Origin of the sequence: Halopelagius longus (assembly GCF_900100875.1) — an archaeon.
Classification (GTDB): Archaea; Halobacteriota; Halobacteria; order Halobacteriales; family Haloferacaceae; genus Halopelagius; species Halopelagius longus.
In genome coordinates this window covers 86719-108983 of the sequence record NZ_FNKQ01000005.1, presented here as the reverse complement: position 1 = coordinate 108983, position 22265 = coordinate 86719, and the positions used below count along the sequence as shown (strand labels likewise).

The window sequence follows — 22265 nt, the reverse complement described above, 5'->3', positions numbered from 1 at the left end:
CTCGGCGCTGAAAAGGGACGAAATCGACACAGCCAGCTCTCGGAACCGCTCGGATCGAACGGCGCGAATGGGGGGTGAGTTACACCAACTGCCGCCGCTTGTCGTCGTCCTCCTCGTCGCTGCGGATCCACGCGTACAGTTTGGGCAGGAAGCGATACCGAAGGTCGAAGTACAGCGACACCGCGCCGTAGGCCCAGAGGCCGAACAGAGCGGTCATCGCGACGATGTAGAGCATCCCCTCCGTCGTCAACATCAGACCTCACCTCCGACGGTCGTCTCGCCGCCGGACGTCGCCGATCCGACGAGACTGTGAGCGACGGCGTCGCCCGTCGTCCCTTCGAAGACGTGGATGTTGTCGCGGGCGAACACGACGTCGACGGTCTCGCCCGCTTCGAGCGTCTTGTCGGGGGCGGCGCTCATGAGCAGTTCTTTGGCGTCGTCACCCTCCCCGATGAGCAGGTAGGCGTACGTTTGGTCCCCGACCGGTTCGAGCACGTCGACGTTCACCGTGACCGGCGTACTCGGGTGCGCGAGGGCTCCGGCGTCCTCCGCGAGGTAGATGTCCTCAGGTCGGACGCCGACGGTGACGGAGTCGCCGTCCTGCAGTCCGATGGTCCCGGGGTCGAACCCGACGTCGAACTCCCCGACGTCGAGGGAGTTTCCGGACACGCGCCCGTCGAACATGTTCATCGACGGGCTCCCGATGAACTGCGCGACGAAGGTGTTCGCGGGCTGGTTGTAGCAGACCAGCGGGGGCGAACACTGCTGGAGTTCCCCGTCGTTGATGATGGCGATTCGGTCGGACATCGTCATCGCCTCCTCCTGGTCGTGCGTCACGTAGATGGAGGTGACGCCGAGTTCCTTCTGGAGTCGCTGGATCTCGGTCCGCATCGAGACTCGGAGCTTGGCGTCGAGGTTCGCCAGCGGTTCGTCCATCAGGAACACCTCGGGTTCGCGCACGATGGCGCGGGCGATACCGACGCGCTGCTGTTGTCCGCCGGAGAGTTCGTCCGGGCTCCGGTCGAGCATCCCCTCCAACTGGACGATTTCGACCGCCTCCTGCACCCGCCGGTCGATCTCCTCTTTGTCGTAGTTGCGCAGTCTGAGACCGAACGAGATGTTCTCGTAGACGGTCATGTGCGGGAACAGCGCGATGTTCTGGAACACCATCGCGATGTCCCGGTCCTTCGGCGGTTTGCGCGTCACGTCGACGCCGTCTATCTCGATCGTACCGCTCGTGGGGGTGGTCAGTCCGGCGATGGTCTCCAGGGTCGTCGACTTGCCGCACCCGGACGGTCCGACGAGGGTCACGAACTCTCCGTCTTCGATTGTCAGGTCCATTCCCTCGACTGCGACGACGTCGTCGTACTGTTTGCGAACGTTTGTTAGGTTAACGTCTCCCATGTGTAATCACTCCTTGAGTCCGCCAGCGGTGAGTCCGCTGACGATGTGTTCTTGCGCTAGTATCACGAGCACTGCGATCGGGATCACTCCCATGAGGCTCGCAGCGGCCATGAGGTTGTACTGCGTGGTGTACTGCTGCTGGAAGTTCAGGATGCCGTAGACCAGCACCGCCCAGTTCTCCGGCGACCCGTCCGTCATGATGAACGAGAAGAAGAACTCGCGGTAGACGCCGATGAACACGATGATCGCGGCGGTGACGACGCCGGGCGCCGACAGCGGCATGATGACGCGGAACAGCGCTCCGAGTCGCGTCGTCCCCTCCACCCTCGCGGCGTCCTCCAGTCCGTCGGGAATCTGACTGTAGAACGTCGTGAGGATGAAGATGGTGATGGGGAGGCTGAGCATCGTGAAGGGGAACACCATCCCCCACGGCGTGTTGTAGAGGTCCGGCGTCGAGAATCCGAGGGCGCTGAGCGACCCCGTCAACAGCTCGAACAGCGGGATGAGGAACGCGATGCCCGGGAAGTACGAGATGACCAACAGCAAGAGTAGTAACGGTCCCTTCCCGGGGAAGTCGATGCGACCGAACGCGTACCCCGCCAGGCTCCCCAACGTGATGCACACGACCACCGTGATGGACGCGATGATGATGCTGTTGAAGATGTAGTGGTGCAGGGGGTACTGCTGGAAGACGGTGATGAACACGCTCGGGTCGAAGTTCTCCGGGACGACTCCCATCTGGTAGAGCTGATCGCTCGGCGTTATCGCCAGCACGAACAGCCAGTAGAACGGGAACAGCGTGATGATGATGAACGACGCCAACCCGACGTAGAAGCCGAGTCGGTAGATGTCGCCCGCGTTGTACACGGCGTATTTGACGGCGCGGCCGGCGAGACCGCTGTACTCGTTTTTACTCATTCGTCATCGACTCCCTGAATCTGAGGACGTACAGCATCACGATCGCGCCGATGAGGAGCGCGGTGAGGAACGCGATGGCTGACGCGGTCGGCCAGCGCTGCTGTCTGAACGTCGCGACGACGAGACACGTGAGCGTCGGGACGGTCCCGCACCCCGCGGACGCCTCGACGATCCCGTAGATCTTCATCGAACTGATCGTGTAGAAGATCATCCCGATGAACAGCACCGGCTTGACCAGCGGCAGGGTGATGTACCGGAACTGCTGCCACTTCGTCGCGCCCGCGACCTTCGCCACGTCGTAGAGGCTCCGGTCGATGCTCGCCAATCCCGCCATGATGATGAGCGCGATGAACGGAATTTTGCGCCAGATATCGATGAGGATGACGATGATCGTCGAGTCCCGACTGCTGACCAGCGGGTTCGCCGAGAACAGCCCGAGGTTCGCGAGGGGTTCGACGAAGAAACTGATCGACGGCTGGAACAGGAGGTAGAACATCATCCCCTGGATTACGATCGGAACCGACCACGGGAGGATGACGATGGTACGGGCGTACGCGCGTCCGCGGAACTCCTTGTTGAGGATGAGCGCCATCCCGAGTCCGAGCAGCGTCCCGATTCCGACGCTCACGACGGTGATGAGCACCGTGAGGAAGAGCGCGCTGGAGAACGGGTTCTGCAGGTCCATGAACGGATAGCTCAGGATCGAGTTCAGGTCCCCGTTGAGGAGTTGGACGTAGTTCTCGACCGCGACGAACTCGCCGACGGGGTCGATCCCGGTCAGGTCGTCGTCGTGGAGCGAGAAGAACAGCGTTCTGGCCAGCGGGTAGAACGCGAGCACCGAGAGCGTCACGAACACCGGTGCGATGAGGAGGTACCCGTACGTGTCCTCCTCCAACTGCTCTATCTTGTAAAAGATGGGCGATACTACCTGCTGTATCTTGTTCGTCATAGTCTGTGTGTTACCGTATCCCTATCACAGCGGCTTGAACGTTTCGACGTGGCGACACCGACGGGTCCCGATGACGGACTCATGACTCCTGCTGTTCGATCTGCTTGACTTGGTCTTGCGCCGCCGCCGCGGCGTCTTCGGGCGTCTTCTCCCGGTTGAGGCAGGCCTGGAACTCCTGGCCGATGGCCGACTTTTGGGCGTCCCAGACGGCGTTGATCGGCGGTGCGAACTGATTTTTCGCCTGATACTTGAGCGTATCGAGGTACCGGCTCATGACGTCGACGTTCGTCGCCTCCTCGATGAGGCCGGGCTTGGGGGGCGCCTCGCCCGTCACCTCGAACACCTTGAGGTAGTACTCGTCGGTCGTCATCGCCTTGATGACCTCCAGCGTCGCTCCGAGCTTCTCCGTGTTCGGGTTCACCGAGAGGTGCCAACCGCCGAGCTTGGCGTTCGAACCGCCCGTTCCCTTGTACTTCGCGTCGGATTCGGAGACGCCGTACGGGTACGGCATCACTCCCATATCCTTGCCGAAGGCGTCCTCGGCGCCGAACTTCGCGATGGCGAACGTCCAGTTGCGGTGCATGATCGCTTCGCCCGCGGAGAACGATTCCAGCGAGGGGTTCGTGTCCCACCCGAGCGACTCGGAGGGCAGGATGCCTCCCGACAGACCGTCGATGCTGTGTTCGTCCTCGTTCCCGTACATGAACGTGCGTAACTGTCGGAGCGTGTCGATGACGGGGCCGTCGTCGAGGGTCACCGGCCGGTCGCCGATGGGACCGTCCTGGTTCGAGACGTCTCCGAAGTAGTTGCCGCCGTTCGTCATCAGGTGTTCGTACCCGGTGATGCTACCTGCGTTCCGCTGGTTCATCGCGGTCGTGTACCCGTGGTCGGTGCCGGCTTGCTCTTGGGTATCCTTCGTCACCTCGGCGAATCGCTTCCACGTGAGCGGTTCGGTCGCCCAGTTCTCCCCTTCGGGGTCGTACCCGGCCTCCTCGACGAGGTCCTTCCGGTAGACGATCGTCGGGATGCCCATTATCTGCGGGAAGCCGTACAGTCCGCCGTCCCACGTCATCGAATCGACGATCACCTGCGAGTGGTCGTCGAGTTCCCCGAGTTTCTCCTCGCTCAGCACCTGATTCAGATCGAGGAGCCACTCTCGCGGCGCGAAGAACGGGGTGTAGGCGAAGTTGGTCAACATCAGGTCCGGCGTCGACCGACCGGCCGAGAGTATCTGGTTGTACCGGTCCTGAAGGTCGTCCGCTCCCCAGACGGTCGTGGTGAAGTTGACGTCGATGCTCTTGGGGAGCCCCACGTCGTACAGCGTCTGCATGAGCGTCTCCTTGCTATTTCCGAACAGCGGCGCGGTGCTGTACTCGACGGTCACGTCCGACCCGTCGTACTCCGCGTCCTCCGGCGCAACCGTGTTCTCGCCGTTACTCTGACCGCTTCCGCCGCCGCTAGAACAACCGGCCAAACCGACGGTGATCCCGGCTGAGGCGGCCGCCGAGAGGAATCGGCGACGCGAAGCGTAGGAACCGTCGCTTCGACTACCTGTCTCGACCGCATCGCTATCACGAACCATACCATGCGTATCGCGCCAAAACTGATAAAACTATCCTTAACAATTGGGGCGGCCGGAGAGATACGGAGACGGCCACTCGGCGCGCGCAGGTTCGCCGAACGCCTTCCGAAGTCGGTTGCAGTCGGCGAACGGCGGGGAGGCGGGGTTACGACTCCTGCTGTTCGATCTGCTTGACTTGGTCTTGCGCCGCCGCGACGGCGTCCTCGGGCGACTTCTCCTGATTGAGGCAGGCGTGGAACTCTTGGCCGATGGCCGACTTTTGGGCGTCCCAGACGGCGTTGATCGGCGGTGCGAACTGGTTTTTCGCCTGGTACTGGAGCGTATCGAGATACCGACTCATGACGTCTATCTCCTGTGCGCGGTCAGACTCGAACAGTCCCGGTTTGGGCGGCGTCGAACCCAACTCCTCGAATATCGTGAGGTAGAACTCGTCGGTCGTCATCGCTTTGATGACTTCGACGGTCGCGGCCAGTCGCTCGGTGTTCGGGTTTATCGAGAGGTGCCAGCCGCCGAGTTTGGCGTTCGACCCGCCCGCGCCCTCGTACGGCGCCTTCTTTTCGGTCATCCCGTAGGGGAACGGCATGACGCCGAGGTCCTCGCCGAAGTTCTCTTCGCTCCCGTACTGCGCGATGGCGAACGACCAGTTGCGGTGCGTGACCGCCTCGCCCGCGGAGAACGACTCCATCGACGGGTTCGTGTCCCACCCGAGCGCCTCGGAGGGCGTGATTCCGCCGGCGAGTCCGTCGAGAGCGTGGTCGTCGTCGCTCCCGTAGAGGAACGTCCGGAACTGACGCAGCGTGTGGATGGTCCGCTCGTCGTCGACGGTGACCGGGCGGTCGCCGATGGGGCCGTTCTGATTCGACATGTCGCCGAAGTAGTTGCCGCCGTTCGTCACCAGATGCTCGTACCCCGAGATGGACCCGAGGTTTCGCTGGTTCATCGCGGTCGTGTACCCGTGGTCGGTGCCGGCTTGCTCTTGGGTGTCCTTCGTCACCTCGGCGAATCGCTCCCACGTGAGCGGTTCGGTCGCCCAGTTCTCCCCTTCGGGGTCGTACCCGGCTTCCTTGACGAGGTCTTTCCGGTACTGGATGGTCGGAATGTCGATGAACTGTGGGATGCCGTACAGCCCACCGTCCCACCGCATCGAGTCGACCATCACCTGCGAGTAGTCGTTCTCGAGTGCGTTCAGTTTCTCCTCGCCGAACACCTGCGTGAGGTCGAGCAACCAGCCTCTCGGGGCGAAGAAGGGCGTGTACGCGAAGTTCGTCAGCATCATGTCCGGCGTCTTGCGGCCCGCCGAGAGAATCTGGTTGTAGCGGGCTTGGAGGTCGTCGGCACCCCAAACGGTCGTCGAGAACTCGACGTTGATGCTCTCGGGGAGACCCACGTCGTACAGCGTCTGCTGGATCATGTCGGAGACGTTTCCGAACAGCGGCGCGGTACTGTACTCGACGGTTACGTCGGACCCGTCGTACTCTAAATCGCCCTCTGTCACGGATCGACCGCCTCCGCCCGCTCCGTTCCCGTTCTCTGAGCCGCCCCCGGACGAACACCCGGCTAGACCCACCGCGAGGCCCGTCGCACCGGCGGCGGCGACGAACCGACGCCGTGAGACGGGGCGGTCGGCGGTACGATTAGATCGACTGATATCGTTGCTGTCGCGTCTCATACCGGTACATGAACTATGATTAAATATAAAACTACTGCTCGGAGGGTCGGGTAAACCTGTAGGTCATAAAATATAAGTATCGAAGATAAGATTTCCAATTGCGCTGTGGTACTACAGCGCATAGTCCCATGAGTAACGACAACGACACGACCGACGACGCATCGTCATCCGACTACAGACTTCCGCGACGCGGCGCACTGACACTCCTCGGTGCCGCGGGGTTGGGCGGACTCGCGGCCGGGTCCGCGACGGCAGAAGAGGGCGACGACGGCGGCGACGGCGGCGGCAATCAACCGTGGTATCGGTGGGAGTCGGACGTCGACGCCGGCGAACACGCGTTGAGCAACCTCGGTGCGCTCTCGATGGCGGCGAACGACGCGGAGATATCCGACTTCGCCGGGGAGAACCTCTCGGTGGACGAGGGCGTTCTGAACGCCGGCGGCGGGACGCCGGAGTCCATCCACGTGGTGACCGAGTACCCCGGCGAGACGCTCGATCAGAAACTCGAAAACGTCTTCGCGGAACTCCCGGACGGCGACGACATCCCGAATCAACAGCCCGGACACCGAATCGTGATTCCGGCACCCGACCCGGACGACGCCGCCGCGGCCGACGGACTCCCGGCGTGGCGCGTCGAGTCGCCCATCGTCGTCGGGAAGAACACGGGGAAACTCGTCTTCGACATGGGCTGGACGCTCATCTACGCCACCGAGTCGATAGAGAGCTTCTTCGTCATCGGCCCGGACGAGAAGACGGAGAACATCACGCTCAACGGCGGGATGTTCTACGCGCAGGAGAACCTCGAACGCTCCTTCGTGGATATCCAGGGTATCGGCCACATGCACATCTCCCGGATGTACCTCCAGAATCTGGAGGGGCGCAACACCGTTCCGGCCGGGATTCGCCTCAAGGACTACCACGGGAGCAGCGAACTCACCGTCACCGACACGGAGGTTACGGGCTGTCGCGACGCGTTCCTCGCAGAACACGGCAGTGAGGACGTCCCGTACGGGCCCGCCTTCGACCTCGACATCTACAACTGGCGCGGCGGGGGCGGCGAGCACAGCATCCGAATCGACGGCGGCGTCGCCATCAACCTCGACTCGATCCAGTGCGGCGGTCACCCGCTCCAGTCGGTCAGCGAGAGCATCGTCAAGTTGGAGAACTCGGTCACGTCGACCCGGAAGGTCTCCATCTCGAACGTCCGCGAGCGTCACAACGCGATGGAGTACCACAGCGGCGTCCACGTCGCCGACGTGACAGACGGCGCCGGGGACAGGCACGACGGCGTCTACGTCCAGAACGTCGACTGTTACAACGCGGAGTACGGCACCGACGTCGAGTACGTGACCCACCTGGACCAGCAGAACGTCCGGCCGAAACCGACGGTCGGCGACGAGGTGTCCGGGTCGACGCGCTGGTTCGACGACGGCGTCGAACGGCACGAGACGGCCCAGTCGTACGCGTTCCACGCCGGCGACGGCCCCTCCCTCGTCGTCGACGAGGACGACGTTCGCGTCCCCGGAGACGGAAACGGCGTCGTCCTGACGACGCCCGACGGGTCGGGGCAGTACCTCCTTCACGTCGACAACGACGGCGAACTCGTCACCGAAGCCGTCGAGCAGGACGACGGCGAGTAGACGCCCGGCGCTCGGACGAACGGGTCGGACAGTTCGTCCGCGCCGCGGCATCGCCTCGCCTGCAACGGTGAACGCCGCCGACCCCGTCACCATCTCTTCCGCGTCGATTCGGTCGTTCGCCGCGGAGAGTCGTTTGTCGTCGGTGTCCTCGGCGAGAAACGCGCCCGTACCGGGTCGGGCCCGCGAGTTCCGGACGGAGACGGTCGATGTCCCCGCGAGGTGAGTCGGAGAGCGTCGTCACGCCGGAGTGATTCGCCTCCGAAGAGCGGTTGTGCCGACGAGCGTCCAGTTATACTGGACGACGGTCAGTATGCGTGTGAATAGATTTATCATGAACGGACAGGTAGAATCACCCATGGTCGACCAGGAAAACCCCAACGAGGTCAAAACCGCGCGGACGACGTTCAGAATTCTCGAAGAGTTGAAGCGCCGAAACGAGGCGACGGTGACCGAGTTGACGGACGCCGTCGACCTCTCGAAGAGTAGCGTCCACAACTACCTCAGTACGCTCGAACGGGACGGATACGTCGTGAAATCCGGTAACACCTATCGGGTCGGACTCCGACTCCTCGACCTCGGGGGCCACGCCCGGCGGAAGAAGCAGATATACGACATCGCAAAGGAGGAGGTCACGGCGCTCGCCGAGGAGACGGGGGAACTGGCGAACCTGCTGGTCGAAGAGCACGGGATGGGCGTCTACCTCCACCGAGCGCACGGGGTCGACGCGGTGAAGACCGACTCCTACATCGGACAACGGGTGTACCTCCACAACACCGGCCTCGGAAACGCGATACTCGCCCACCTCCCCCGCGACCGGGTGGACCGGATACTCGACCGTCACGGGATGCCCGCCTCGACCGACCGAACCATTACGGACCGAAACGAACTGTTCGAGGAGTTAGAGCGCGTCCGCGAGAACGGGTACGCGCTCGACGACGAGGCGCGCGTCAAAGGACTCCGTTGCGTAGCCGTCCCGATAATCAACAACAACGACGAGGTAGAAGGAGCGATCAGCGTCTCCGGACCGACCAGTCGGTTTCAGGACGAGCGCTTCCGGGAGGAACTGCCCGCGAAACTCCAGAGCGTCGCCAACGTCATCGAACTCAACATCACCTACACGTAATCGTCGTTTATTAGCCAATAGCCGTTTCACTTTGGCAGCCTCTCGTCCAGCGATACTGAATGATCATATTGTAATTATCTATCGACGTCATTTGCGTAATTCTCCAGTATTAACACTCCGATAGTATTCGCAGATACTGAATTGGATTTAGTATAAGTGAACGAGGGAGCACAATAGATGAAAGAGATGAATTCCAGATATCAGCTACAATCAGAATTCTGAATCAGTAACCGGAGTGAAAGTGAGACGAAGGACGAAATTGGTGAGTTATATTGGACGAATCGCCACGGAGCGAAAGGAAACGGAGGGTAGCGATGTCTGTCACGTTCGATTAGGGCGTGTTAGCGTCAGTCTCGTTACTCCGGATAGGCCGTCTATTACGATAATAGGAGTGTAATGCCTCGGATTCGGTTCTAGTTGTGGCACTCCTATCGCATTCGTGAAGTGGCTCTCTCCGGGGTCTCATTTTTCTCTCCGCTATAGCTTGAGGCGTCCGCACAGCGCTGTAACCGACCCGTCGTCAACGAGGGTCAACCAACATCGCGAATATCGGTCTCGGAACTGGAGTTCAGACGGTGGGCTGTCAACCGGTTCCGACGGAGTTCGACGGTGGGCGGCAACTGATATCCGACGAAGGATCGAATTGCTGCGCTTCTGCGTTGAAATAGGTATATCGGTGTCTGTGCCGCCGATTTAGTGGCCGAAACGAAAGCACCGGCATCCCGTTCGATTCTATCGCCCTACGCGAAAGTGGGACTCCTCGTTCCGGATACCTCCTCTACGGACTCATGCCTCAGGTATCACGCTTTCCGCGCACCGAAACACAATAATGAACCACATCGCGCTATACAAAATATCGAGGCGGCCGTTTACCAAACCTCGGAGGATGAATTTGCTGCGCGGCTTATTTACAGCGTAGAAGGAGTCTCTGACCACTAGGGGTGCGTACGTGGCGCTATCCACATCGTTAAACTACCTCGATTTGATATCACGAACGATGCCCTCCAGACGCGAACTCCTCGCAGGAGTAGTCGGTAGCGTGGGTATGACTGCTGGCTGTCTCGGTAACGAGGACCCCATCGCTCGTTGCGGCAGTCGAGGAGTGGGAGGCGATTCCCAACATCTCCGCCGGGTCGCACCGATAGAAGGTAACGAACGAGTGGCTCTTGGAGTACTGGTTTCGACCCAAGCCGTTTCTGAGGACGCCTATCACGCGATCAGGATACGCGACAGCGACGGCAACCTCGTTTCCTCGGTTCCGCTGTTGAGCAATCGTGATATGAGCGGTGTCGATTCCGAGGACTACTCGGTGTTTGGTTCTGGAGAAGGCGAACTGTACGCAGTGCCTCTCGGTCGCCCGCCAGTTCACGGCGAATACACGGTCGCATTAGTCGATCCGGACGATGCCCAAATTGCGGCCGTACGCATCCGGTTCAATTGCTACGCGGACGACGGGACGCTTCCATAGTCGATAATTAGCCAAGTCCGATAGAGAACCTGCGCTCTATCCCTTACACTTCGGCTCTGTCGAAAGATACGTTGTTCTTTGCCAGTCGCTACCGGTCAGGCGGTGAATCTATATTTGTCATCCAAAACGGAAATATCTAAATCAGTCAGTTCGATCCATTCGTATGGCTCCCTATTCCGCAACCGACTCCCTCCGTCGGGCTCTCAGCAGCGAGTACCTCAAACTCTACTTCGTAGTAATTGGTGGTGGAATTATACTCGGCATCAGCTGGCAACCATTGTCAGTACTATTTGACCCAGCCGTGCTATTTGGGCGGATGTCGCCCGAAGTCGTGCTTCCTCCGATTCTCATCGGAGTAGTTCTGTTTTCTATCGGGATGGTAATCGTATTGAGCGGTTGCACGGCGATTCTTTGGAGAACAGTCAACGGTCAAACGTAGTCAGAAAGTAACTTTTGTAGAGGAGTCGTATGTATATGCACCTCTGCTGAATGTCGAGTTCGTTCTCGAAGTCAGCGGGTTGAGTAAGGAGAAGCGGTGCCGATACCGCTGGCGCGGAGCAACGCGAGGTACTCGACGAGATGTCTAACGAACTAACTCGAGAAAGCCCGCCGCCGCGCAGAAATCCGCTATCGATTGCCTTGACGCAATTGCGTGTGAGCGGTGAGGAGAGGAGTGGACGTGAGACCCGAGTAAACCTAATATGCCAACAGACAGAACTCGCGGTCATGTCAGATAATTTGAGATCTACCATCAACGGGTTCTTCGGCAAGGAGGAACTCAACCATCCGATCCTCACTGGGTGTATAATAGCCCTGCTCCCACCGATCGGAATTATACTAACGTATCTATTTCTTACACCCTTGTTCACATCTGGTATAGGGTCTCTAAGTTTCGTTTCCGTCCTCGCTACGGTTGTTGGAGGGACTCTCTTACCAGTCCCGTTTATCGCTCTCTTCGTCTATTTCGAGTGAGGAGAGATGAGACTCCACCTGGCAGAGAGTAGTTCTGATGTGTAGCAGGAACCGAACTGAGGAAGAATGACCACTTCGATTCCTCGTCTCGATGGCGGTTTATTCTAAAAACACTAATGTTTCTGCTGAACTGCGAGTGTCCGGGCAGACCCGCCGCTCATCGGGAGGACATCAAACGAGAGACGAGCCCCTCCAACCTCTGTCTGCTTCTTCAGCATCGTCAGAACAGCATTCGCGATGACGAGGGGTGACCGGTCGTACTCACCAGTCGATCCGACCTGCACGAGGAGGCCAACCGCCCTCCGGATCGAGTACGTACGGATCGATCGACCGTTACAGCGGGAGTTGGCTCACTTCTTCGATGGTTACAGCGACGCGCGGGTCGAACGTCGTCCACTCGTTCCCGGTGGAGTACTCCGACTCGTTCCCGTCGAACGTCTGTACTACGTAGTAGGTTCCCGGACGTGAGAGATCGTCTCCGTACAGGTGATACAGCGTGGTCGCAGACGCACCTGCGTCGAGCGTTCGAGTCAGTGGCTCGCCGTCGACCCGCATCGACGCACGACCCGGCCCGACCTCGACGGAATCGCTTTCCTCGTAGGCCGGCGAGTAGAGATGGACGTCGAGCCGATTCTCGTCCGATGTGGACGAAGTAGTGAGCGAGAGAGCACCGAACGGCCAAACGCCGTAGCTCCGGATCTGGACCGGTCGCTCGCCCTGGTTCGTGAGCGTAAGTTCCAGATCGGCCGGATGCTCGATGACGGCCCCCGGAGTAGTGATGCGTACCGACAGCGCAAGCGGACCGGGGGAAGACTCCACGGTCGCATCCGTCACGCGGTACTCCGTATCGCCGAGGCAGCCTGCGAGTCCTACCAGAGATAGCGCGCCCGTGGCGAGGACGGCTCGACGCTTCACTCTAATTCACCTCCCCGATCGACGCCGGAGTCGGTCAGTGCGACGAAGATGTCCTCCATCGACGCATCACCGGACAGGTCCGCTCGGTCGCGTAACTCGTCGAGGGTTCCTTCCGCAACTAACCGACCGCCGTGGAGGACGCCAACGCGGTCGCAGACGAGTTCGACCTGTCCGAGCACGTGCGACGAGAAGAAAACCGTCGCACCGCGCTCGTTCTCCTCGTGAACGATCCTGCGCACTCGGCGTGCCCCGTTGGGATCGAGGCCGGAGAACGGTTCGTCGAGGATCAACAGCTCCGGCTCGCCAACGAGCGCCATCGCGAGTGCGAGACGCTGCTGCATCCCCCGCGAATACTCCCCCACGGGCATCTCCATCGAATCGGCGAGTCCGACCCGCGAGAGGAGTCGCTCGGGGTCGTCGTCTCGTCCTTTGGTTTCGGCGACGAACGTCACGTGTTGGCGAGCCGACCGGCCCTCGTAGAGACCGAACCGATCGGGGAGGACGCCGAGCCGTTCGTGAACTGCGACTAAATCGTCACGCGGGTCGCAACCGAGAACGCGCGCCGATCCTTCTGTGAGACGGAGGTAGTCGAGAAGGAGCCCGATCGTCGTCGATTTGCCCGCGCCGTTCGGACCGAGGAAGCCGTACGTCTCTCCGCTCTCCACGGTGAGACTGAGACCGTCGACTGCACGCGTACTCCCGTACTGCTTCGTCAACCCGTCCGTCTCGATTGCGAACTCCGACTCGCTCATAGCGCGTCACCCCGTTCGAACGCGAAACGAGCGACCCCGAGTGGAACAATCAGCCAGACGAGCAGTATAACGAGACCCACCGCCGGATGGAGGTACCACGGAACCGGCGCTCCCTGGAACGCCGACTCGACGACGAACGCGTTGATGCCCACTCCGGGCGTGAGTTTCATCTGGACGATCTGAAAGAGTTCCGTGGAGTTTCCGACGCCGAGAATCCAGTTCGTCACGGCTTTGTAGGCGCCGGTCGGTGCGAGACGGAGCGCGAAAAACAACGGTCCGTTCGCCGGGGGACTGTACGGATCGACTGGAGTCCCAGTCACGGCCGAATAAACCGTCGAGACGATCTGATTCCAGAACATCGAAACGAGGAAGTACGCCACGATTGCACTCGCGGCGGCCACAGTTCGCTGTGTGACCGCCGAGAGCAGAATCCCGAGCACGACGAAGACGGCGACGAGGAGAAGCGTCGCGAGAAGCGTCGCGAGGAAGGGGAGTATGGCGAACGGACCGTGGTCGACGAATCCGGCGGTTACGAGAGCGAACACGGCGAGAAGGGTAGCCGCGCCGATACCGAGGAACCGTCCGAATGCCTTTCCGAAGACTATGTGCGTCCGCGTTAGCGGCAACGCGAGGAGGAGCTTGATACTCCCACTGGTTCGCTCGCCGATGAGCGACTGATAGCAGAGGAGGAGGACACCGGTCGGAAGGAAGAGGCTCGCACCGATCTGGATGTACCCGATCGTGATGTTCCTGCCGACAGCTTCCCAGCCGGCGTACGTGGGGCGATACCCCCAGAGGACGACGAGTAGCGCCAGTATCCACGTTCCCTTGGAGAAGAGGACTGTTCGACACTCTTGACGCGCAAGCGGGGACCACTGCACAAACAAGGGACCGGAGACAGTGACAAAATACCTATTGGTTCGACCGTCACTCGTCGGAAGGTGACTGGAACTGGAGAGAGAATCCGCGACGCTACGAGCGGTGGGTGTCGAGTTGGGTTCTCCACCGCCTGATTCGAACGGACACGTCTCAAACACGTCCACCGGGATCGCGGGATAGCGCTCGATACGCCGCGTTTCACTGATTACAGTTCCTCCCAGGACTCTCGTAGCGTCTCTTTAGGGTCCTCGAACAGGTTCGTAACTGCTCCTCGCACCGCCGCTTCGGGATTCCTCATTAACTTCCTGAAGGCGGGAAGAACGTCGTGTTTCAACGCCTGTGCTGCCACGATAAGCAACCATCCGATCATGCTCACGGCGAGAATAGCCATGAGCAACGACGAGACGGGAGCGGTTGCCCCTAAGAGGTTTCCACTGACGTACCAGTCGAAGATTCCGATGAGTGCGAGCGGGATAAACGCACTCGCGCCCAGTTTAGCCAATCTATCCGCGCGCGTGTCCCAGCGTCCCGTTCCAACCCGTTCCTTCACCTCGGCTTCGGTTTCGCGTCGAATCTCGGCCGCGGTTCGAAGCTCGACTCGGCTCAGGGTCTCGGTTCCCGTCGTCGCATCCGAGACTGTTTCGGCGCGCGTTCGGGCCTCCTCGATCACTTCCGCCCGGTCGATGCCGTGGAGTTCGCGGAGTCGTTCGACGACGAGAGTGGTGTCTGCGAGCGCCGTCCGCAACTCATCGTCGGGCGTCTCGTCGAACGTCAGCGCGAACTGCCGATCCGGATAGTCAGCGAGGAGGTGAAAATCGAAGAGACCGGACCTGATCCGCTCGCGGATGCGTTGTTGGTCACGGCGTTTCTTCTCCTCGACGAGTTCGTCGAAGTCGTCTCGAATCCGGTTCCGTTGTGTCTTCGTGAGCAACGACGCCGAGTTACCGGCCATGTTTCGAATACCGCCGGTACAGGTATTAGATTCACCGATCGTTAGAGTTACGAGGGAATTGCTGTATCGCAATACCGTGTTGCTGAGGGCGTACGTCGAGGATATACTCCTCCCGTCCGTAGCGGGCCGAATATGCGTATATCGGGCGTATATAGCCATATACTGGCGATATACGATACAAACGGTCTCGGCCCTTTATTATCTGAGGATCGTTCGGGGTGAGGTGATGACTGCGATCACGACCAACCGACTGACCAAACGATACGGCGGTGTGACCGCTGTGAACGATCTCGACCTCACCGTGGAAGAAGGCGAGGTGTTCGGCTTCCTCGGGCCGAACGGCGCGGGGAAATCGACGACGATCAACGTACTGCTCGGATTCACGTCCCCGACCGCTGGCCGAGCGACCGTCCTCGGACGCGATGCCGTCACCGAATCGAAATCCGTGCGTTCCCGGATCGGGCTCCTTCCGGAGGGGTATCATCTCTACGAGAATCTGACTGGACGCCACCACATCGTCTCGGCCATAGAGACGAAGCGCGCCAGCGACGACCCAGACAGGATTCTCGAGCGTGTTGGGTTAGCCTCTGACGCTGCCCACCGCCCTGTCGGTGGCTATTCGAAGGGGATGGCCCAACGGCTCACACTCGGAATCGCACTCGTCGGGAATCCGGAGCTCCTCATCTTGGACGAGCCATCGAGCGGCCTCGACCCAACGGGCATCAAGCACGTCCGTGAGATCGTCCGCGAAGAGGCCGATCGAGGCACGACTGTGTTCTTCTCTTCGCATCACCTCGAACAGGTAGAGAAGGTCTGCGATCGAATCGGCATCATGCGAGACGGATCGCTCGCGACGGTCGGCGATATCGATACGCTTCGCGAAAAGACGGGAGGGAACGTCATCACGGTAACCGTCGAATCGCCGCCAGACGCGGCACGGGTCCGTGATATCGCCGGTGTGTCTGATGTCACAGTGACCGAGACGACTGTCCGACTGGCGTGCACGCCGGAAGCGGAGCAGATTCAAATCCTCAATCGACTGGACCGATTCACGACGGTGCAGGAGTTCGAAACGGAAGATACGTCGCTGGAATCACTCTTCGAGACGTTCACGAGCGACGATGCTACCGTAGACCACGACACCGACGACCGTTCCGGCGTCGACGCCGGAGGTGAATGACCGTGGGCGTCTACACCGTCGCCAGAGACGATTTCAAAAACGGCGCAAAGTCGTATTTGATTGTCGGTATCGTGACGGCGTTCCTCGGGCTGACCGCCTTCACGTTCGCCTCGGAGAGCTCCATCTACGAGTATCCGGTTCGTGCCCTCTGGGACGTTCAGAAAGCGGTTATTCTCGTCGAGCCGATTCTCGTGGCTGCGCTGTGCTATCAGGCAATCGTCGGAGACCGAACCAGCGGCCGAATCAAGTTCACCATGGGGCTTCCGAACACCCGCGCCGAGTACTTCGCCGGGAAGGTCTTGGCACGAGGTGGCTTCGTGATCGCTGCAACGGTCGGCAGCCTCGTGCTCGGCTACGTCATCTCCGCTGTCGCGTTTACCAAGCCGCCGAACGTTCTGCGGTTCGCTCTCTTCACCGGATCGACGGCGCTCTTCTTGGTAACGTTCACGAGTATCTTCATGGCGATTTCCGCGTCAGTGGACAGCCAGCCAGCAGCGATGCTCGCCTCCTTCGGCGCCTACTTCGTTCTCGTCCCGTTCGTCCTCGGCGTTGCGCCGTACATGAATTTGGAGACACTTCTCGGTGCTATCGGCGATACAACGGGGACGTCGGTCACCCAGTCTACGGAGCGTCTCGTGAAGAGTTTGACCCCGTATCCGGCGTACGGTGGCATTGTAGAACCGGTCTTTGCCACTGTTGCAGAGCGGTACGAATATATTCCACAGCCCTCGCCGAGTGAGCGACAGCGACTACACGCCAAAACGTGGTTCGATCTGCTCTCCCTCGTGGGGTGGTCGCTCGTCTCACTCCTCTTCGGATACCTCAGTTTCAGAGAGAAAGACCTCACATGAGTTCCGACCGTCGAGGTCGAACAGACCCAGCGGTAGGCGAGGTTTACGATCGGGTCCATCCCTGAAGCGCGACGAGTAACGCCACGACGCCGACGAGAAGCGCGAAGAGTGCGAGAACCGGCTGCCGTCCAGTCATACCGAGGAACACAGCATAGCCGACGCTCGACCCGGCCGCGAACACGACGATACAACTGACCGCACGAATGATCTCGATGCGGAATGTCGACACTCCGCGTCCGAGTTCCGCGGCGATGCTGAACCCGTTACGTCCGACGCTCCACGCGACGACTAAGAGAAACGAAGCGGCGAGAAGGAACACGGGGGCCGTCCCGAGCAGTCCTGCGAGAAGGACCGCGCCGAAGAGCGCTCCGACCCCGAGCGAGAACAGACGGGTAGACCCCCGTACGAGACTGACAGCAGTGAGAACGATGCCGGTTATGCTCGCACCGAGGGGGTAGACAGAGACCGCTGTGATGAAGAGCACCCCCAGGGTCGCCACGAGCGCGATAGCGCTACTCAACGTCGGCGGCGTCTCGGAGGCGACCCATCGACCGCTACACTTCACGGCGCATCACCCCTGCGAACGACTCGGTGGGGTTCCAGTCTACGACCGGAATCTGAGCGTTCCGGAGACTACTGAGACGAAACCGCCGCTCGAGTACCGCATAGCCCCAGTCGCAACTCGGCTTCGAGGAGGCCGATGCCGTCGGATCCGGGCTGACCACGGAGACGGCGTAGCCGTAGGCATCGAGCCGTCGCGCCACGCCCGCCGCGGCATCATCGCAGAGTGGCGAGATAAAGATAATCTGCGTGTCGAGAGAGAGGCGCTGAGACAGCACTCGGAGCGCCGCAGTCGAATCAAAGTCGCCGTCGGGAGCGGTCCACCCGAACGACGGATGACCCGCGAGCGTGTTCTGAATCCGACGGTGATGCGCGTCACCGACGCTCGGTGCCAGCCAACACGAACGCGGTGAGAGTGCCATAAGCCCGACCGGAACGCTCTCCGCGAGCAGTCGAGACGTGATGTGGTGTCCGGCAGTAACGCCCTTCCGGATGATCGGCTCGTCACCGTCACGTGACGCCGTAACGTACGCCTCCGCGCGCGCATCGATGAGAACGAGAACGTTCTCGAGACGGGTTTCGTGGAAGTCAACCGTGGTGAGTTCGCCGGTCTTCGCTTTACGCTTCCAGTCGATTCGCGAGAGAGGGTCGCCAGGTCGGTGGTCACGAACCGAGTGGAACTCGACGCCCGACCCCGCGACCGTCGACCGGGCCCGACCGGCGTGGACCGTCGTTCGCCGTCGAGGCGGGTTGTCTACGGGGTGAGTTGGAAGCCGACAGGAGAGCGTCGTGGCCGCGGTTTCGACGAGAGTCTCGCGTTTGTATATTCCGGTCACGTCGCGCGTGATTAGGAGTGCGGGGTCGAACGCGTGGACACCGTAAACGGCCTCGACCGAGTACGTGAACGTCGCCTCCTTTCCGGGGCGAAGAGCAGTACTGAAGCGTGGCGACCCTTCGACGACGGTGAGTCCGGCGGGGACACCGTCGATTAGCCGGAGGTCCGTAATCGTCGTGTCGCTTACGTTTCGAACGACGACGGTCACCTCTACCTCCGCTCCCGGGTCGGGTTCGTCGTCGCTGAGCGTTCGCCTGACATCGATAGCTCCCGTCGGTGCAGAAGCGACACGGGCGTATCCGGCAACTGTAATCCCGAACACGGCGAGGAGGAAGAGCGCCGGACGAAGCGTCAGGACGCCGAGACCGCCCGCCGCAAGCGCCGCTGCGGTCACGACGCGTGTGTCTCCGGTTCGGAACTCTCGAGTCGACTCGTCGGCGTCCGGAGGCCAGTACTGCCGGACCGAGACCGGCGGAGAGTCGTCGAGCGCTCGTCGAGCCGAGTCGGAAAGCGAGGACGAGACATCGATCGCGGCCGATCGGCCGGCGATTTCGGCGATTGCGTGCCGCGCCCGCCGAGCGAACACGGGCTCGGTCCGCCGCAGCATTCGGAGCTGTTGGCGGAGTGAGAGCGTCGGCACGACGTCGTCGGAGAAGAACGCCGTCGCTCGGCCGTCATCCGACCACCTCCCGTCGTCGAGCAGCGTCTCGATTTCCGTGCGTGTCCAGTCTTCCGTCCGCGAGAGCACTCGTACCGCCGCTTCTCGGAGCTCGGTACGGAGCTGAAGACGGTTCGTCGGTTCCTCTTCACGCCTATCGGTCCACTCGATCGTATCGAGGCGTCGCGCGAGTGTCGCTCCGACCTCCCTATACTGGGGCCGGTTCTCCGGAGTCGGAAGTCCAACGCCGTCCGATCGGTGCCCGTCTCCGCCTTCTGCAGACGAGCGAGTGCCGGCGAGGGCGTATCCAGCGGCGAAAACGAGAGATAGTACTCCGATGAGGGCGAACGGTACCGTCCGGACTGCTCCGGACGGAGAGATGATACCGCCGAGTGACGGCAGTACGATGAGCAGGATACCGAGAAGGCTCGACGTGAGGCCGAGAGCCAGCACGGAGCGACGCATCCGGCTCATGGTTCGGGCGGGGAGTCGGACTGATTCGAGTTGTCCCGTGGAGCGACCTGACGAATCCCCTCGAGCGCTTCCCGTGCGCGCTGTTCGTGCTCGGTAGTCGGTGTCGTTCCGCCGTACCGTACGTTGCGGAACGTCTCGGTAAGAGCGGCGACGTGAGACGCCGGAAATCCTGATTCGACCGCGGCCTCGGCGAGTTCAGCGGGCGTCTTGTTGTCCACCGTGTCGACGTCGAGGGCGGCAATCATAGCCTGCCACGCGCGATAGACGCCGTTCGTCGGCGGTACGTTCCGTGCGCCCGGTGACGGCGTGTGCGGCGTCCGTTCCTCGACGAGGGAATCGGCCTCGTCGTCAACCGCGACGTCTGCGGACGACTCGTCGCTGGTGAGACGCCACAGGACGAGTGCCGCGCCGAAGAACAGCAGAACGACGCCGAGGACGAGACGGGGAAGTACGCCGCCGGACCGTGTCTGTTCGTCTCGAAGATCGTTTCCGACGTTCACCTCCGGGAGGACGAGGTGGGCGCTCTCCGAACCACCGGTCAGCATTTGGCCCTTCGCAGTACCCTTCCCTCCGGAAGTTAGATCGTCCCCACTTCCGGACTTTGGTGTATCGTTCGGATGGGCGGAGTGTAGCGTACCCGCGGCTACACCGAGGGCCGTGAGAGCGAACACGGTGAGGAGGAGGGTAGCGACGTGGGACCGATTCAGGGACATCTGACGGTACCGATATATTGTCATTGAAGGAATAAGAATCCAACTGAATAGGTTCAGAGGACACCTACTTCGAGGGGCAACGCGTTCCCGACGGACGAGTCCCGGTCAAAAACGACAGTCGATTTCCCGTTTTTCGGACTTCTCTGAGCAGGTCGAGGTTCCCAGTGGGGCCGGTAGACCGTCGGAGGCGAAGCAGAAACGGACTGTATCGCGGGTCGGCGAGTGTATCGGCCTCCCGCGTGTGAAATAATAAGTCGAAACGGACGTACCTCTGCGTTTCCGAGAGGCTCCCCCACTGCGACGGCGGCCGAACAGACCGCCGCCCCGGGGACCGACCGTCTCGAAGTGCATCCCCGTTATACCGAACAGTCGGTGAAGCGTGCTCGGCGAGAAGTGCTGGATTGTCATCCCGTATCGCGCGAGGCCGACTCCGAATATCGGGCCTATGACGGGGACGACCGTCGCAAAAACGCCCGGATCCGGTTTCGCTTCGCTCCCGCTTTCCTCCGTGGATTCGATGGAGCCGTACGGAGGAATTATGTATTTCTATCGACAATACCACGTATGCCCAAAATAGGTCCCGTCGCGTTCGAAGTAAGCGACACGTGGAAGTACGCCCTCCTCGGGGGACTGGCTTCGATTCCGTTTACGACCCTCGGATACTTGGAGACCGGTTCCGAACTGTCGCTGTCCCCGGTACTGTTCGGGGGTCTGCTCGCCGGATATCTGGCTCAGCGAAACACCGGAACGAGTAGCGGCGTCGGGTTCCGAGCCGGACTGGTCGGCGGGCTTCCGGTCCTCTTGGTGTTGGCCGACGTTCTCGCGGCCACGTCGGGACTCGCCGGTCCGACGTGGTTCGTCGCGGTGGGCATCGCGCTCGCACTCGGGTTCGTCGCCGTCGTCGCCGCGTTGGTCTTCGGACTGTCCGGACTCGTCGGTGTAATCGGCGGGAGAATCGGCGGCTGGCTGGCCGGTTCCGGTGGCCGGCGGCACCCACCAGCCATCAGCACCTGAGGCGGCCGTATTCCCTCGTCGCGACGACTGCGACAACCACCCCCGCACGCGTCGTTCCGTTCGTCAGTTGTCTCCCGCGCCGAACTCGCGTTTGAGCAGTTCGATCAAGTTCGAGTTCGACGCCCGAGTCCCGTAGACGCGAACGGAATCGAATCCGGCGTAGCCGTGCTTTCCGCCGTCGTCGCGCTCCCAGTAGAGCCAGCCGGTCTCCTCCTCGCCGTCGAACCCCGCCTCGCCGACCGGAAAACGCAAGACTAGCGCCTCGTGGTCGTCGCCGGAGTCGCTCTCGACGCGGGTGACCTCTCCCTCGTCTCTCGGCCGTGCGCCCTCCCCGTCCTGTACTGCGAATCGCGGCCCGAACCGATAGCGGACGGGTTCGTCGGTGGGGTCGAACGTCTTGCGTTCGCCGTCGCCGTCGAGGAACTCGGAGGGATGGACGACGACAGACACCGACTCGTGGTCGTCCACGTCGATGAAGTTCTCCTCGTTTCCGGGTTGGATATCGATATCGAGTTTGTCGGGGAAGTGCGCCGCCGCAACGCCGCTCAGAGCGGGAATAGAAGCGACCGACATCGCCGTCCCGAGAGTCCCTTTGAGCAGTCGTCGCCGCGTCGTAGAGTCGTACGCCTCTCCGTCGTCTGTCGGGCCCGATTGCCTTTCGTTCATGCGACGGACCGTGCTGCGGAGCGCGGTAGTATGGCGATTTTGGTCCGACCGGCGAATGTCGATTACCACGGCGGGACCTAACCTGTCCGG

At 61.2% G+C, this 22265-nt stretch carries 20 protein-coding genes; 6 read left to right on the top strand and 14 right to left on the bottom strand.

All coding sequences use genetic code 11. The features are described from left to right. Positions 1 to 79: 79 nt before the first annotated feature. From BLS11_RS19545 to BLS11_RS16890, 6 genes are all read right to left on the bottom strand, one after another. A complete protein-coding gene (locus BLS11_RS19545) occupies positions 80 to 253 on the bottom strand; it encodes a DUF8005 family protein (protein WP_175454488.1) in 174 nt (57 codons plus the stop codon). Then, positions 253 to 1404: an ABC transporter ATP-binding protein gene (locus tag BLS11_RS16910; protein ID WP_092538974.1), complete on the bottom strand. Its 1152-nt coding sequence runs from the start codon at positions 1402 to 1404 to the stop codon at positions 253 to 255. Before BLS11_RS16910 ends, BLS11_RS19545 begins: the two co-directional genes overlap by 1 nt. A gap of 6 nt (positions 1405 to 1410) precedes the next feature. Beyond that, on the bottom strand, positions 1411 to 2322 hold the full coding sequence (locus BLS11_RS16905; RefSeq protein ID WP_092538973.1) for a carbohydrate ABC transporter permease: 912 nt from the start codon (positions 2320 to 2322) through the stop codon (positions 1411 to 1413). Next, positions 2315 to 3271, bottom strand: a complete 957-nt coding sequence (locus BLS11_RS16900) for a carbohydrate ABC transporter permease (RefSeq protein ID WP_092538972.1) — start codon at positions 3269 to 3271, stop codon at positions 2315 to 2317. The genes BLS11_RS16905 and BLS11_RS16900 overlap by 8 nt, the downstream gene beginning before the upstream one ends. Before the next feature lie 79 nt (positions 3272 to 3350). Then, positions 3351 to 4853, bottom strand: coding sequence for an extracellular solute-binding protein (locus BLS11_RS16895; protein ID WP_092538971.1), 1503 nt, complete (start codon positions 4851 to 4853; stop codon positions 3351 to 3353). A 145-nt stretch (positions 4854 to 4998) separates the two neighbouring features. Further along, positions 4999 to 6348, bottom strand: a complete 1350-nt coding sequence (locus BLS11_RS16890) for an extracellular solute-binding protein (protein ID WP_217629037.1) — start codon at positions 6346 to 6348, stop codon at positions 4999 to 5001. A gap of 302 nt (positions 6349 to 6650) precedes the next feature. Between BLS11_RS16890 and BLS11_RS16885 the strand changes: the two genes are divergently transcribed. From BLS11_RS16885 to BLS11_RS19765, 3 genes are all read left to right on the top strand, one after another. Next, entirely contained in the window at positions 6651 to 8162 is a 1512-nt protein-coding gene (locus BLS11_RS16885; RefSeq protein WP_092538969.1) for a hypothetical protein, read from the top strand. A 355-nt stretch (positions 8163 to 8517) separates the two neighbouring features. Next, on the top strand, positions 8518 to 9285 hold the full coding sequence (locus BLS11_RS16880) for an IclR family transcriptional regulator (RefSeq protein ID WP_092538968.1): 768 nt from the start codon (positions 8518 to 8520) through the stop codon (positions 9283 to 9285). A 1159-nt stretch (positions 9286 to 10444) separates the two neighbouring features. Then, on the top strand, positions 10445 to 10753 hold the full coding sequence (locus BLS11_RS19765; protein ID WP_139172817.1) for a hypothetical protein: 309 nt from the start codon (positions 10445 to 10447) through the stop codon (positions 10751 to 10753). A 1305-nt stretch (positions 10754 to 12058) separates the two neighbouring features. On the opposite strand, the gene BLS11_RS16870 is transcribed toward BLS11_RS19765, so the two are convergent. The 4 genes from BLS11_RS16870 to BLS11_RS16855 all read right to left on the bottom strand — a co-directional run bounded on the left by BLS11_RS16870 (position 12059) and on the right by BLS11_RS16855 (position 15295). Further along, positions 12059 to 12640, bottom strand: a complete 582-nt coding sequence (locus BLS11_RS16870; RefSeq protein WP_092538966.1) for a DUF8130 domain-containing protein — start codon at positions 12638 to 12640, stop codon at positions 12059 to 12061. Continuing rightward, positions 12637 to 13392 (bottom strand): ABC transporter ATP-binding protein, encoded by a 756-nt coding sequence (locus tag BLS11_RS16865; protein ID WP_092538965.1) that lies wholly within the window; start codon positions 13390 to 13392, stop codon positions 12637 to 12639. The genes BLS11_RS16870 and BLS11_RS16865 overlap by 4 nt, the downstream gene beginning before the upstream one ends. Continuing rightward, positions 13389 to 14273, bottom strand: a complete 885-nt coding sequence (locus tag BLS11_RS16860) for an ABC transporter permease subunit (protein WP_092538964.1) — start codon at positions 14271 to 14273, stop codon at positions 13389 to 13391. The genes BLS11_RS16865 and BLS11_RS16860 overlap by 4 nt, the downstream gene beginning before the upstream one ends. Positions 14274 to 14476: 203 nt before the next feature. Next, positions 14477 to 15295 (bottom strand): DUF8102 family protein, encoded by an 819-nt coding sequence (locus tag BLS11_RS16855; protein WP_147280965.1) that lies wholly within the window; start codon positions 15293 to 15295, stop codon positions 14477 to 14479. A gap of 154 nt (positions 15296 to 15449) precedes the next feature. Between BLS11_RS16855 and BLS11_RS16850 the strand changes: the two genes are divergently transcribed. Together BLS11_RS16850 and BLS11_RS16845 are read left to right on the top strand one after the other, a co-directional pair. Further along, the gene (locus tag BLS11_RS16850) at positions 15450 to 16403 is read left to right on the top strand and encodes an ABC transporter ATP-binding protein (RefSeq protein ID WP_092539109.1); all 954 of its coding nucleotides are present in this window, start codon (positions 15450 to 15452) and stop codon (positions 16401 to 16403) included. Between the two features lie 2 nt (positions 16404 to 16405). Next, positions 16406 to 17254: an ABC transporter permease gene (locus BLS11_RS16845; protein WP_175454486.1), complete on the top strand. Its 849-nt coding sequence runs from the start codon at positions 16406 to 16408 to the stop codon at positions 17252 to 17254. A gap of 43 nt (positions 17255 to 17297) precedes the next feature. Here the strand turns inward: BLS11_RS16845 and BLS11_RS16840 are convergent, their stop codons facing one another. The 3 genes from BLS11_RS16840 to BLS11_RS16830 are packed head-to-tail and all read right to left on the bottom strand — an operon-like array spanning position 17298 to position 20327. After that, the gene (locus BLS11_RS16840) at positions 17298 to 17819 is read right to left on the bottom strand and encodes a DUF7519 family protein (RefSeq protein WP_175454485.1); all 522 of its coding nucleotides are present in this window, start codon (positions 17817 to 17819) and stop codon (positions 17298 to 17300) included. Further along, positions 17809 to 19761, bottom strand: coding sequence for a DUF58 domain-containing protein (locus tag BLS11_RS16835; RefSeq protein ID WP_309473059.1), 1953 nt, complete (start codon positions 19759 to 19761; stop codon positions 17809 to 17811). The genes BLS11_RS16840 and BLS11_RS16835 overlap by 11 nt, the downstream gene beginning before the upstream one ends. A 17-nt stretch (positions 19762 to 19778) precedes the next feature. Beyond that, positions 19779 to 20327 (bottom strand): DUF4129 domain-containing protein, encoded by a 549-nt coding sequence (locus tag BLS11_RS16830; RefSeq protein WP_175454484.1) that lies wholly within the window; start codon positions 20325 to 20327, stop codon positions 19779 to 19781. A 732-nt stretch (positions 20328 to 21059) separates the two neighbouring features. On the opposite strand from BLS11_RS16830, the gene BLS11_RS16825 reads away from it, so the two are divergent. Then, positions 21060 to 21509, top strand: a complete 450-nt coding sequence (locus BLS11_RS16825) for a DUF5518 domain-containing protein (protein WP_092538959.1) — start codon at positions 21060 to 21062, stop codon at positions 21507 to 21509. A 63-nt stretch (positions 21510 to 21572) separates the two neighbouring features. Here BLS11_RS16825 and BLS11_RS16820 read toward each other — a convergent pair whose 3' ends face one another. After that, complete coding sequence (locus BLS11_RS16820; RefSeq protein WP_217629036.1) at positions 21573 to 22175, bottom strand: hypothetical protein; 603 nt, start codon at positions 22173 to 22175, stop codon at positions 21573 to 21575. Between the last annotated feature and the right edge of the window lie 90 nt (positions 22176 to 22265).